Below are 13748 nucleotides of genomic sequence, written 5' to 3'. Positions count from 1 at the left end.
TGCGCGCCTTCCTTCCCTCTGGAGCCTGCCATGATCCGTGGCATTCCCCTCGCCCTGCTGGCGCTGACCCTCGGTGCCTTCGCCATCGGCACCACCGAGTTCGTCATCGTCGGCCTTATTCCAACCATCGCCGCCGACCTGCAGGTCAGCCTGCCCTCGGCCGGCCTGCTGGTGTCGCTGTACGCGCTGGGCGTGGCCATCGGCGCGCCGGTGCTGACCGCGCTGACCGGCCGCGTGCCGCGCAAGACCCTGCTGGTGGCGCTGATGGTGCTGTTCACCCTCGGCAACATCATCGCGTTCATGGCGCCGGGCTACACCTCGCTGATCGCTGCACGCATCCTTACCGGCCTCGCCCACGGCGTGTTCTTCTCGATCGGTTCGATCATCGCCACTGCCGTGGTACCGAAGGAGAAGGCGGCCAGTGCCATCGCCATCATGTTCACCGGCCTGACCGTGGCGCTGGTGACCGGCGTGCCGCTGGGCACCTTCATCGGCCAGCACCTGGGCTGGCGCGCCACCTTCCTGGCCGTGGCCGGGCTCGGCGTGATCGCACTGCTGGGCGCGCTGCTGTTCGTGCCGCGCAGCGTGCCGCAGAGCGCCCCGTCCAGCTTCCGCCAGCAGATGGCGGTGCTGGCCCAGCCGCGCCTGCTGCTCGTCTATGCGATGACCACGCTGGGCTATGGCGGCACCTTCCTGGCCTTCACCTACCTGGCGCCGATCCTGCAGGACGTCACCGGTTTCTCGGCCAACGCGGTCAGCCTGGTGCTGCTGGTGTACGGCGTGTCGGTGGCGATCGGCAACCTGTGGGGCGGCCGCATGGCCGACCGCATGGGCCCGGTGCCCGCGCTGAAGCGCATCTTCGCCCTGCTGGCGGTCGTACTGTTCGTGCTCACCTTCACCGCCTACAACATCTGGCTGATGCTGCTGACGGTGCTGGCGCTGGGCGCGGTGGCATTCGGCAACGTGCCGGGCCTGCAGGTGTACGTGGTGAAGCAGGCGCAGCGCTACGCACCGCAGGCCAGCGACGTGGCCTCGGGCCTGAACATCGCCGCGTTCAACATCGGCATCGCCCTGGGCGCCTCGCTCGGTGGCCTGGTGGTGGAGCACATCGGCCTGATGCACACGCCGTGGCTGGGCGCGCTGGTGGTGCTGGGCGCGTATGCGCTGACCGTGCTCAGCGGCCGCCTGGACCGTCGTGATGGCATCGATGATCGTGCCGACGGCATCGCCGTGGCCGCGCACTGAGACAGTCCACGCCGTACCGCCGCCCTGCCGGTACGGTGGTGCAATGCACCGTTGCCGGCATGCATGCAGCCACTGGCCTACCCTTTGCCGGATATTCCCGCACCCCTCCCCCTTTGCTGGAGCTCCCCATGACTGTCCCCGCCTTCGGTCTCGGCACCTTCCGCCTGAAAGACCAGACCGTGATCGACTCGGTGCGCAACGCGCTGGATGTCGGCTACCGCGCCGTTGATACCGCGCAGATCTATGGCAATGAAGCCGAGGTCGGCCAGGCGATCGCCGATTCGGGCGTGCCGCGTGATGATCTGTACCTCACCACCAAGGTGTGGATCACCGAGTTCAAGCGCGATGCGCTGCTGGCCAGCCTGCATGGCAGCCTGGAAAAGCTGCGTACTGATCATGTGGACCTGACGCTGATCCACTGGCCGTCGCCGAACGACAAGGTCGACGTGCCGATGGACGAGTACCTGCCGGCGCTGGCCGAGGCCAAAGCGCAGGGGCTGACCAAGGCGATCGGCATCTCCAACTTCACCATCGCCCAGACCCGCAAGGCCATCGAGATCCTCGGCGCCGATGCAATCGCCACCAACCAGATCGAGATCCACCCGTACCTGCAGAACCGCCTGCTGGTGAAGTTCCTTCAGGACAACGGCATCCACATCACCGCCTACATGAGCCTGGCCTATGGCGAGGTGATCAAGGACCCGGTGATCCAGGCCATTGCCGGCCGCCACCAGGCGACACCCGCGCAGATCGCGCTGGCCTGGGCACTGCAGCAGGGCTTCTCGGTCATTCCGTCCTCGACCAAGCGCGAGAATCTGGCCAGCAACCTGGAAGCGGCTGCGATCCGCCTGACGGACGAAGACATGGCCCAGATCGCCAAGCTCGATCGTGGCCATCGCCTGGCCAACCCGGAAGGGATTGCGCCGGCCTGGGATTGATCAGAAGCCGCCGGGCATGGCCCGGCGCTACCGGATTACCGTGGGTAGCGCCGGGCCATGCCCGGCGGATCCATCAGTCCTGCAACAACCACCCGCGCATCGCCGCACTGACCTCGTCCGGCTTTTCCATCGGGGCCAGGTGCCCGCAATCGGGCACCACCACCAGCTGCGAGTGCGGCACCAGGGCGTGCATTTCCTCGCTCACGGCCAGCGGCGTGATGCGATCATTGGCACCACAGATGATCAACAGCGGATCACGGTAGCCGGCCAGCACGTCATGGCCGTCGCGGCGTTCCAGCGCGCTCTGGCGCAGGAACACCTCCGCACCCAGGCGGGCAGTCATATCGCGCACGCGCTGCACCAGCACGTAGTCGTCCAGCCGCGAGGCATCGATGTAGCTGCGCATCAGCGTATCGCCGAACCCGTGGAACCTGCCCGGCAGGCGCACGCTGGCGCGCTGGCTGCGGCGCTGCTCGGCGCGCTCCGGTGAGTCGGCGTGGATCGAGGTGTCAACCAGCGCCAGCTGCAGTACGCGCTCCGGGGCGATGCGCAGGATCTGCTGGGCGACGAAGCCACCCAACGAGAAACCGGCCAGCGCAAAGCGCTCCGGCGCCTGCGCCAGCACATCCTCGGCCACCGCCTGCAGGGTTTCGCCACGGGTCTGGTCGCCCACGGTGCAATCGGCGATGTCGGCCAGATCGGCCAGCTGCGCGCGCCACAGCTCGGCGTCGTTGAGCAGGCCGGGAAGCAGCAGCAGGGGGATACGGTCGGTCATGCGGGTATTGTCGCGCGGGTGCGGTGACGGAACCATGCCGCAACGGGCGATTGCGCTGTAGAGTCGAGCCATGCTCGACTGCTCCACAGCCAGTCGAGCATGGCTCGACTCCACAGAAGACCCTACAACACGGATGCGGCCATGGCAGACCCCTACAACAGCGGCAACCCGACAACCTCACTGGCACGTTTCGACGATTCACTGGTCACCACGGCCTTCGAGCTTCCCGGCCACCGGGTCGTGCGCAACCTGGGCGTGGTGCGCGGCATCACCGTGCGCTCGCGCTCGATCGTCGGCAATTTCCTAGGCGGCATCCAGACCCTGTTCGGTGGCAACATCACCATCTACACGGAGCTGTGCGAACAGGCCCGCGAGGAAACCTACCGCGACATGGTCAAGCACGCGCGGCAGCTGGGCGCCAACGCGATCATCGGCATGCGCTACGACGCCACCGATGTGATGACCGGGCTGACCGAGGTGCTGTGCTACGGCACGGCAGTGGTGGTGGAGCCGGTGCGCTGACGTTGTAGAGCCGAGCCCATGCTCGGCTCAGGCGAAAGACAGCCAAGCGTGGGCTCGGCTCTACAATGGGGTTTCGGGCACTTCGACCTGCTGCACCGGCAGGGTCACCATCATCACCGTCGGGTCGTCCGGATCGAGTCTGGTCTTGAAGCCCAGGCTCTGGCACATCGCCAGCATGGTGCTGTTCTCGCGCAGCACCTGGCCCTCGACCACGTCCAGGCCCAGCCACTTGGCGTACTCGATCATGATCGCCATCAGCCGCCAGCCGATGCCGTGGCCCTTCAGGTCCGAGCGGATCAGGATGCCGTACTCGCCACGGTGGTAATCGGCATCGGCGTGCAGTCGCACGGCACCCAGCATTTCGCCGCTGCGTGGTTCGATCGCCACCAGCGCGATCGAGCGCGCATAGTCGAGCTGGGTCAGGCGCGCGATGAATTCGTGGCTGAAGTGCTTCACCGACTGGAAGAAGCGCAGGCGCAGGTCCTCGTCACTGACCCGGGCGAAGAACGCACGGAACAGTGCATCGTCTTCCGGCCGCACCGGCCGCACGAAGGCACGGCCGCCATCGGACAGTTCGATGGTGCGCTCCCACTCCTTCGGGTACGGGAACACCGAGAAGCGTGGATGGCCACGACCCTTGTGCAGGATGCGCGAGGGTGCCACCGCTACACGCGCGTCAAGGGCGAGGATGCCCTTGCTGTCGACCAGCAGCGGGTTGATGTCCAGCGTGCGCACTTCGGGAATGTCGGCGGCCAGCTGTGCCAGCTTCACCAGTGCCAGGGCCAGCGCGCGCTCGTCGGCAGCCGGTACATCGCCGTAGGCCTTGAGGATGCGCGAGGCACGGGTCTGTCCGATCAGTTCATGGGCCAGGCGCAGATCGAGTGGCGGCAATGCCAGTGCCTTGTCATTGATCACTTCCACGGCGGTGCCGCCGCGACCGACCACGATCACCGGGCCGAACGTGGCGTCATCGGCGATGCCAACGATGATCTCGCGCGCCTTCGGACGGATGATGGTCGGCTGCACCAGCAGGCCGTCGATGCGCGCGTCCGGCCGCAGCTGGCGGGCGCGTGACAGGATCGCATTGGCCGCGCTCTGCACCGCCGGCAGCGTGGTCAGGTTCAGGCGCACGCCATCGACTTCCGACTTGTGCGGAATGTCCGGTGACAGGATCTTCAACGCCACGCTGGCACCACGCTCCAGCAGCGGCTGTGCCAGGTCCATCGCCTCGTGCGCGTCGCGCGCGTGCATCACGGGTGCGGAGGGAATGCCGTAGGCCTTCAGTAGCTCATGCGTGGCCAGCGGGTCCAGCCACTGCTGGCCGTTGGCCAGCGCGGCATCAACCAGCGCGCGTGCCGCAGCCGCGTCGACACTGAAGTCCTGCGGCAGGCTGGGTGGCGTCTCCATCAGCGCGTTCTGCGCTTCGCGGTAGCGCACCAGATGCTGGAAGCCGCGCACCGCTTCGGCCTCGGTCGGATAGGTCGGCACCCGTGCCGCGTTGAGCGTGGCGGTGGCCTGGTCGTCGTTGCCCAGCCACACCGCGAATACCGGCTTGTCGCGGTGATGGCGCGGGCGCAGTCCGAGCGTGCGGGTCAGTGCCTGCGCGGCGTCTGCGGATGAAGTGAATGCGGTCGGCACGTTGACCACCATCACCGCATCATTCTCGTTGTCGGCCAGCAGCGCTTCGATGGCGGCGGCATAGCGTTCACCATCGGCGTCGACCACGATGTCGACCGGGTTGCTGCGCGACCAGCCTTGCGGCAGCACCGCATCGAGCTTCTCGACCGTGCTGTCGGACAGGTTGGCCAAGGTGCCACGCAATGCGATCAGCTGGTCCACGGCGAGGCGACCGACGCCGCCGCCGTTGCTGAGAATCGCCAGGCGACGGCCCGGGAAGGTGCCCAACCGCCCCAGCGATTCGGCAGCGGTGAACAGTTCATCCAGCGCGCCCACGCGCAGCAGGCCGGCGCGGTTGAATGCGGCGCCATACACATCGTCGGCGCGGGCCAGTGCCTGCACGTGGGTATCACGGCTGCCCGGCTGCACGCGCTCGGCGCGGCCGGACTTCACCACCACCACCGGCTTGGCGCGCGCGGCGGCACGCGCGGCCGACATGAACTTGCGCGCGTCCTTGATCTGCTCGACATACAGCAGGATGGCGCGGGTACGGTAGTCGGTGGCGAAGTAGTCGAGCAGGTCGCCGAAGTCGACGTCCATCGTGTCGCCCAGCGAGACCACGGCGGAGAAGCCGACCGAACGCGCCACGCCCCACTCCACCAGCGCTGCGGCAATGGCGGAGGATTCGGAGATCAGCGCAAGGTCGCCGGCCTGCGGGAAATGCGCGGCGATGCTGGCATTGAGCCGCGCGTGCGGCGCGATCACGCCCAGGCAATGCGGGCCGAGGATGCGCAGGCCATGCTTGCGTGCCACCGCCTCCACCTGTGCCGACAGCGAGCCCGGGCCTTCACCCAGGTGCGCGGTAAGGATGATCGCGGCCTGCACGCCGCGTTCGGCGGCGGTACGCACCACCTGCGGCACGATTGCCGCCGGTGCGGTGATGACCACCAGGTCCGGTACCCAGTCCAGGTCCTTCAGCCGCTTGACCGTGCGGATGCCATCGATCTCGGCATGCCGCGGGTTGATCCACGCTACCTTGCCGGGGAAGCCCGTTCCGCGCAGGTTGCGCATCACTGCGCGGCCGGCCGAACGCTCACGCGGGCTGCCGCCGATCACCGCGACCGACTGCGGACGGAACACGGACTGCAGGTGGTAGGTACTCATGTGCCTACGGTAACCAAAAAAGGGGACGGAGGGGATTAAGTCGTTTGTGCCACAAACGACTTAATCCCCTCCGTCCCCTTTTATTGCTTGCGTGCCGACCAAGGTCGGCACCCACCAGAGCACGGGGGCTTCGGCTTACAACAACGTGCCGTGCAGGATCATCGCGGCGATGCTGAAATAGATCACTAGGCCGGTCACGTCCACCAGGGTGGCGACGAACGGGGCCGAGGCACTGGCCGGGTCGAAGCCGAGGCGCTTGAGGATGAACGGCAGCATCGAGCCGGACAGCGAACCGAAGGTGACAATGCCCACCAGCGCCGCACCGATGGTGATCGCCAGCAGGATCCAGTGCTCGCCGTAGTCATGCAGGCCGCCCAGCTGCCAGATCACGATGCGCACGATGGCCAGGCAGCCGAGGATGGCGCCCAGCACCATGCCGGTCGGGATCTCGCGGATCGCCACCTTCCACCAGTCGCGCAGGCGCAGTTCACGCAGCGCCAGGCTGCGGATCAGCAGCGAGGTGGCCTGCGAGCCGGAGTTGCCGCCTGAACTCATGATCAGCGGAATGAACAGGGTCAGCACCACCGCGCGTGCCAGTTCGTCCTCATAGTGCTGCATCGCGCTGGCAGTCAGCATCTCACCCAGGAACAGCACGCTCAGCCAGCCGGCGCGCTTGCGCAGCATCTCGAAGAAGCCGATCTGCATGTACGGCTTGTCCAGCGCTTCCATGCCGCCGAACTTGTGCGCGTCCTCGGTGGATTCCTCGATCAACGCATCCAGCACGTCATCGACGGTGACGATGCCGAGCATCTGCTGCTGCGCATCCACCACCGGGATCGCCAGCAGGTCGTGGCGACGGATCAGCCGTGCCACTTCTTCCTGGTCCATCAGTGCGTCCACCGTGACCGGCGGATTGACCTGGGCCACGTCCAGGATCGACTCCTCCGGCAGGCCGGTGATCAACCGGCGCATGGTCACCACCTGCTGCAGCTGCTGGCTGGCCGGGTCCAGCACGTAGATCGCGTACACCGTCTCGCGGGTGCGCTCGACCTGGCGGATGTGCTGCAGGGTCTGCGCCACGGTCCAGCTGGCAGGCACCGCCACGTATTCGGTGGTCATCAGCGCGCCGGCGGTGTTCGGCGGGTAGCTGAGCAGCTTCTGGATGGCCTGGCGGGCATCGGTACCGAGCAGCGGGATCAGCCGTGCGCGTTCTTCTTCGTCCAGCTCGTGGACGATGTCGGTGGCCCGGTCATCGGCCATCAGCCCGAGCAGGGCGGCGGCGCGGGCCGGTGGCAATGCGGCCACCAGCTCGCCGCTGCGGTGCAGCTCCGGCGCTTCCAGCATCTTCACCGCACGCGGCAACGGCAGCGCAGCCAGCGTTTCCGCGGCGCGCACGAGTTCCAGCGTGTTGAGGAATTCCACCGCGTCGGCGGTGTTGTAGTTCGCCAGCGGTGCGGCCAGGGCGGCGGCATCGGCCACCGGGCGCAGCAATTGCTTCTGGTTCATCGGGTTTGCCTTGTGGGGGTGCGACCTCGCGCAACGCCAACGCAGGCAAACCGTCCCGATGTCAGGCGGTGGCCATCGCTGGCGTCGAACGAGGTCGACTTCTACTGTCGCTGGACATGGGTTGGGGACTCCGGGATGCGTGTGCTGGCGGACGCGCCGCCAGCGGCGGGCAGTCTGGACCCGTGGGCCATGCAGGTCAACCCGGTCCCGCCGCGGCAGCACCCTGCCCCGCAGGTTGTTCTCGTGCGTACACAGACCGGCGCGCATAATGGCGCGGTGGTGTTCGCCACGCTTTCTCCACCCGAACGGACGCACAGCGGGCTCCCCCGATGACCAGGTATTCCCATGCATAGCGGTGGTCTGGAACTGGCCCTGGTGCTGCTGCTGGCGGCGGTCATCGCCGTGCCGGTGTTCAAGAAGTTCGGCTTCGGCGCGGTACTGGGCTATCTGGCGGCGGGCGTGGTGCTCGGCCCGGACGGGCTGGGCTTCGTGCAGGACGCCGACCGCATCCTCGGCGCCGCCGAGATCGGCGTGGTGATGCTGCTGTTCGTGATCGGACTGGAGCTGTCGCCGGCACGCCTGAAGGTGATGCGGCGCTCGGTGTTCGGTGCCGGTGCGGCGCAGGTGGCGCTGTCCGGGCTGGTGCTGGGCGGCCTGCTGCTGCTCGACCACTTCCAGTGGAAGAGCGCGCTGGTGGTGGGCGTGGCGCTGGCGCTGTCATCCACCGCGGTCGGCCTGCAGCTGCTGTCCGAACACAAGGCGATCAACAGCGACCACGGCCGGTTGGGCTTTGCCATCCTGCTGTTCCAGGACCTGATCGCGATCCCGCTGCTGGCGGCCATTCCGCTGCTGGGAGGGGTCAAGAATGAAACCCTGCGCTGGGAAGATGCGGCCGTGGCGCTGGGTGCGCTGGCGGTGGTGATCCTGTGCGGGCGGCCGGTGCTGCGCCGGGTGTTCAGCACCATTGCCCGGACCCGCAGCCCGGAAGTGTTCACCGCCACCGCGTTGCTGGTGGTGCTGGGCACCGCCTGGTTCATGCAGGAGGCCGGTCTCAGCCCCAGCCTCGGCGCCTTCCTGGCCGGCGTGCTGCTGTCCGACTCGGAGTTCCGGCACGAGCTGGAATCGCAGATCGAACCATTCAAGGGCCTGCTGCTCGGCCTGTTCTTCATCGCGGTGGGCATGGGCATCGACCTGGACCGCATCGCCGCCGAGCCGTGGCTGATCGCCGCCGGCGTCGGCATCCTGCTGGTGGTCAAGTTCAGCCTGCTGTATGCGGTCGGGCGTATCGCCCGGCTCAGCTCGCGGCAATCGCTGCTGCTGGGCAGCGTGCTGTGGCTGGGCGGCGAGTTCGCCTTCGTGGTGTTCAACGAGGCGCAGCGCGCGCATCTGCTGGGCAATGCCAACCATGACCGGCTGGTGGCGATCGTCGGCCTGTCGATGGCGATCACGCCGCTGTTGATGATCGCGCTGCTGAAACTGCTCGGCCAGGAGAAAGCCGCGCCGCGAGACCCGGCAGACGCCGACAAGGTGGCGCCGGACAACCGGCCGAAGGTACTGATCGCCGGCATGGGCCGTTTCGGCCAGGTGATCGCGCGCCTGCTGACCGCGCAGAAGGTGCCGTTCGTGGCGCTGGAGGCGAACCCGGACACCGTGGCCGACCTGCGCCGTTTCGGCAACCAGCTGTATTACGGCGATCCGACACGGCCGGAGATGCTGCGCGCGGCCGGCGGCGAGCACATCGATGTGTTCGTGATCACCGTGGATGACCCGGAAACCAACCTGCGCGCGGTGCGCATGGTGCGCCGGTTGTACCCGGACGCGACGGTGCTGGCGCGTGCGCGCAACCGCCAGCATGCGTGGCGGTTGATGGACATGTCGGCCGAGCCGTTCCGCGAGGTGTTCGGCACCAGCCTGGAGATGAGCGGCCGCGTGCTGACCGCGCTGGGCATTGCGCCGAACGTGGCCGAGCGCCACGTGCAGCGCTTCCGCGAGCACGACGAACAGCTGCTGCGCGACCAGTACCTGGTCTACGACGACGAGGCAGCGGTGATCCAGACCTCGCGCGATGCACGCAACGACCTGATGCACCTGTTCGAGGCCGACGCGGAAAGCGAGGACAAGTAGGCGTGCCGACCAACGGTCGGCACCCACCACAGATTGCGGTAGTGCCGGCCGCTGGCCGGCAGCCTAGGGATTTCGTAGATCCACGCCATGCGTGGATGACGCGATGCCGGGGTCAGAGCCCTTTCCGTGGGAAAGGGATCCGACCCCGGTGCTCAGCCGTTGTCGCGCAGGAACCGCGCCATCGACGAAACACCCGGCACGCGCGGTTCGAACTCGCCGGCCACGTCGATGAAGCCGCGCATCACCGCGATCTCGCGCGGGTTGCGGTTGAGGCTGTCGCGCACTTCCGGATCGGCACCGGCGCGCAGCAGGCGCTGCACCAGCAGTGGCAGGCCGTGCAGGGCCGCGAGGTGCAGCGGTCCGAAGCCGCGCGGATCGCGCACCTCAAGGCTCACGTCCTCGTCCAGCAGGCGTTCCACCGCGGCCATCACCACCTGTTCGTCGCAGGCGGTGCCGGGCTCGGCACGGGCGCCCAGCAGCAGCAGCAGCGGCGTGACCGAACCGGCGGCGGCCTGGTCCGGTTCGGCACCGGCCAGCAGCAGGGTGTCGAGCAGGGCGAGCAGGCGCGAACGATCGCGGGCACTGAAGCCGTACAGCGCGGCACAGTGCAGCGGGCCCAGCTGCTGCGCGTCACCGGCGTGCACGTCGGCACCGGCAGTGAGCAGGCGCGCAACGATGTCCGGCAGGCCCAGCGCAGAGGCCAGCATCAACACGGTCACTCCGCCCGGCAGGCGGTGTTCCAGCTTGGCGCCGGCGTCGAGCAGGGCCGAGACGATATCCACCTGGCGCATGCTGACCGCCGCCGACAGCGGCGTGGCACCGCTGGCCGCCGCGTGCTGCGGATCAGCGCCACGCGCCAGCAGCAGGTCGGTCACCGCCAGATGGCCGCCACCGGCGGCGCGCAGCAGCGCGGTGCAGCCCTGTGCATCCACTGCATCAACGGCGAAGCCCAGATCGATCAGGCGGCGCACTGCATCGACGTCACCAGCCATTGCGGCGGCCGGCAGATCGGCCTCGCGCAGGGTGCGGCGCGGCAACGGCCACACCCGCCAGTCCAGCCAGTCGGCCAGATCGCGGCGACCAATCGACAGCGCCACACCCAGCGGCGTCTGGCCATCGGCGGCACGAGCTTCCGGCGAGGCCCCGTGCTGCACCAGCAGCTTCAGCGCGCCTTCGCGGGCCAGCGCGGTGGCCAGATGCAATGCGGTCATGCCGTGGCTGTCGCGGGCTTCGCGATCGACGCCCGCCTTCAGCAGGGCCTGCTGCAGGCGCAGCCAGCCCAGGCGCACCGCCAGCGAAAGCGGCGGATCACCGGCCGGCGAAGCTGCGAACGGATCGGCGCCACGCTCCAGCAGTTCCAGCGCCAGCTGTTCCAGTCCGCGCGCCGCCTGGTCGTGCTGGGCGCAGGCGGCAAGGAAGCGCGCCAGGCCGCCACGGCCGGCCGGCGACAGGCCACGCTGCAGCATCACCTGCAGCGCCGGCACCGCATCGATGCCGCGCGACAGCAGGGCGAACATCGGCGTATCGGAACAGGCGTCGCGCACGTAGGGATCGGCGCCGTGGGCCAGCAGCCAATCGACCGCGCGCGGCTCCAGCGCCAGTTCCGGATCGAGCAGCAGGCCACCCAGTTCTTCCGGCTGGCACAGCTTGGCCAGCGCGGCCATGCCTTCGGTGTTGCCGAAGCCCAGCGCTTCGCGCAGCAGGGTCAGCGGCGGACGGTCCGGCAGCAGGCCACTGGCACTGGCGGCTTCGCCACGCTCGGCCAGGCCGTCACTGACCGCGGCCGGCAACGGATAGGAGGGATCCAGCAGCGCGACGATCGCCCAGCGACCGGCTTCGGCTGCGTAGTCCACCGCGCGGCGACCGACCGGATCGGTCGCGTCGGCGGCGATGCCCAGCTCCACCAGACGCTTGACCAGCAACGGCGAGACATCCTCCGCCATCACCGCCAGCTGCACCGCGTTGCGGCCTTCGCCGTCAACGGCAACCAGGTCCGGCTTGTGCGGCAGCAGGTGTTCGACCACCGCGGCGCGCCCGGCACGGGCGGCTTCCAGCCACGGCGTGCGCCCCAGTGCATCGCGCGCTTCCAGGTTGGCACCGGCGGCCAACAGCACGCCGATGATCTCCACGTGGCCGGCCAGCGCCGCCTCGTGCAGCGCGCTGCGGCGCTGGCGATCACGCGCGTCGGCGCGCGCCTTGTGCTTGAGCAGCAGCTGCACGCCAGCCGGATCGTCGTCTTCGGTGGCAGCGGCGGCCAGCAGCACCGGGGTGCCCTCGGCCGGTTCGCTGCGTGCACCGCGTTCGAGCAGGAAGCGGGCCAGGCGCCAGTTGCCAACCTGGCAGGCCACCGCCAGCGGCGACCAGCCATCGCGGTTCAGCGCGTCGACTTCGGCGGCGGCATCGCGCAGCAGCGCGGCCACACCCGGGTCGGAACTGCGCGCGGCATGGTGCAGCGGCGTATTGCCATCGCTGTCGGTAGCACGCGAGTCGGCACCGTTGGCGAGCAGGGTCATCACCGCTTCCGGGCGGCCATGCCAGCTGTCACGCGTGGCGGCCAGCAACGGCGTCATGCCGCGGTGCGGCGCATTCACATCGACGCCGCGGGCGATCAGTTCGCGCAGCAGGCGCAGGTCCGGCAACACCGCGGCCAGCACGGCCAGGCTGCGCTGGTCGCGCCAGTTCGGGTCGGGCAGCGCATACGGATCGGCGCCGGCCTGCAGCAGCTGCAGGCCACGGTCGATGCGGCCATGGCGGGCGGCTTCATACAGTGCCGGGGTCAGTTCCTGCGGCGCCATCGCCTCCAGCGGCGCGGTTTCGGCCGCGGCGGCGAACATCGGTTCGTGTTCGTGGCTGGACGTCGCCAATGGGCTGGAGCGCAACGCCACCAGCGGCGCCGGCTTGACCCGCTGCAGCAGCAGGTGCAGCAGCGGTGACAGCAGCACCACCGCCAGCGCGGTGGGCCAGCGTGCGCTTTCCGGCAGCAGGCCCGGCCAGGCGGGCAGCACCACCAGCGCGGCCAGCGCGATCACCAGCGCGGCCACGCCGAGACCGCGCCAGGCGGTCAGGTCGCGACCGGCCAGCGCCTGCCAATGCTGGGCCAGGCTGCCATCAAGCCGTTCGACATCGTTCCACAACGGCCAGGTGCGCCAGGCCGCGAGCAGGCCGGCACTGACCAGCACGCTCAGGCCCAGCACCGCCGCAAGGCTGCCGCTGTCACGCAGTGCGGCCAGCGGCCAGGCCAGCAGCAGCGCCAGCAACACCGGCGCCGCCGACCACAACGCCAGCAGCGCCGGCAGGTCCTGGCGTGCAACCACCTTCAACGGCAGCAGCGCGCGGCTGCGCCGCCACCACGACACGCCCAGCGCGAACGCCGGTTGTGCCAGTGCGGCAAGGACGGCACCGGCAACGCCGCCCACGGCAGCGCCCAGCGCCAGCAGGGCGCCGACGGCGAAGGCGATCGACAGGACGCGCGGACGGGAGGCGTCAGTCATAGTGGCGCGGCATCAGGCTGGCCACCGACGGCGGCACCTGCAGGTAGAACCCGCGCTCGCTCATTTCACTGCGAACCTTGTCCGGGTCGGCCTGGGCCAGGCGGCGCCCGGCATCCAGAGCCACGTCCAGGACGAAAGTGAGCGTCCCCAGCGATTTGAGCAGCGGCGCAGGCAGCGCGCTGAAATCTTCGCGTCGGGGAACGTAGACGTAGGTGTCCGGCTTGAGTTGGCTTTTATAGACGTAGGCGTGCATGTCCGCGGGACGATAACCCGGGAAGAGCCATGATTGTGTCGGAAAGCCGACACCGGGGAAAGCCGTCAGCCGACGAAGGCGGCGTGTTCAACGGCGTTTCCCCGGCGGGGTTC

9 protein-coding genes are annotated in these 13748 nt (G+C 68.7%); 4 read left to right on the top strand and 5 right to left on the bottom strand.

Translation table 11 applies throughout. The features are described from left to right. Window positions 1-30 precede the first annotated feature (30 nt). Window positions 31-1245, top strand: a complete 1215-nt coding sequence (locus AC5P88_RS11925; protein ID WP_106549961.1) for an MFS transporter — start codon at window positions 31-33, stop codon at window positions 1243-1245. Between the two features lie 128 nt (window positions 1246-1373). Next, a complete protein-coding gene (gene dkgB / locus AC5P88_RS11920; protein WP_106549962.1) occupies window positions 1374-2183 on the top strand; it encodes a 2,5-didehydrogluconate reductase DkgB in 810 nt (269 codons plus the stop codon). A 73-nt stretch (window positions 2184-2256) separates the two neighbouring features. Here dkgB and AC5P88_RS11915 read toward each other — a convergent pair whose 3' ends face one another. Continuing rightward, entirely contained in the window at window positions 2257-2958 is a 702-nt protein-coding gene (locus AC5P88_RS11915; protein WP_495225180.1) for an alpha/beta fold hydrolase, read from the bottom strand. 141 nt (window positions 2959-3099) lie between these two features. On the opposite strand from AC5P88_RS11915, the gene AC5P88_RS11910 reads away from it, so the two are divergent. Next, window positions 3100-3480 carry a YbjQ family protein gene (locus AC5P88_RS11910; protein WP_049426729.1) on the top strand — a complete coding sequence of 127 codons (381 nt, stop codon included), beginning with the start codon at window positions 3100-3102 and terminating at the stop codon, window positions 3478-3480. A gap of 60 nt (window positions 3481-3540) precedes the next feature. Here the strand turns inward: AC5P88_RS11910 and AC5P88_RS11905 are convergent, their stop codons facing one another. Both AC5P88_RS11905 and mgtE read right to left on the bottom strand, forming a co-directional pair. After that, complete coding sequence (locus AC5P88_RS11905) at window positions 3541-6261, bottom strand: bifunctional acetate--CoA ligase family protein/GNAT family N-acetyltransferase (RefSeq protein WP_106549998.1); 2721 nt, start codon at window positions 6259-6261, stop codon at window positions 3541-3543. A gap of 135 nt (window positions 6262-6396) precedes the next feature. Further along, a complete protein-coding gene (gene mgtE, locus AC5P88_RS11900) occupies window positions 6397-7767 on the bottom strand; it encodes a magnesium transporter (protein ID WP_099551749.1) in 1371 nt (456 codons plus the stop codon). Window positions 7768-8112: 345 nt separating this feature from the next. On the opposite strand from mgtE, the gene AC5P88_RS11895 reads away from it, so the two are divergent. Beyond that, a complete protein-coding gene (locus AC5P88_RS11895) occupies window positions 8113-9891 on the top strand; it encodes a monovalent cation:proton antiporter-2 (CPA2) family protein (RefSeq protein WP_495225113.1) in 1779 nt (592 codons plus the stop codon). 152 nt (window positions 9892-10043) lie between these two features. Here the strand turns inward: AC5P88_RS11895 and AC5P88_RS11890 are convergent, their stop codons facing one another. Both AC5P88_RS11890 and AC5P88_RS11885 read right to left on the bottom strand, forming a co-directional pair. Next, the gene (locus AC5P88_RS11890; RefSeq protein ID WP_495225112.1) at window positions 10044-13382 is read right to left on the bottom strand and encodes an ankyrin repeat domain-containing protein; all 3339 of its coding nucleotides are present in this window, start codon (window positions 13380-13382) and stop codon (window positions 10044-10046) included. Beyond that, a complete protein-coding gene (locus AC5P88_RS11885) occupies window positions 13375-13635 on the bottom strand; it encodes a YcgL domain-containing protein (protein WP_106549965.1) in 261 nt (86 codons plus the stop codon). Before AC5P88_RS11885 ends, AC5P88_RS11890 begins: the two co-directional genes overlap by 8 nt. Window positions 13636-13748 lie beyond the last annotated feature (113 nt).

It is taken from the genome of Stenotrophomonas sp. YJH_SMC_8 (assembly GCF_059371315.1).
Note: the sequence above shows the minus strand (reverse complement) of the source record. Positions and strands in the feature narration are given on the sequence as shown.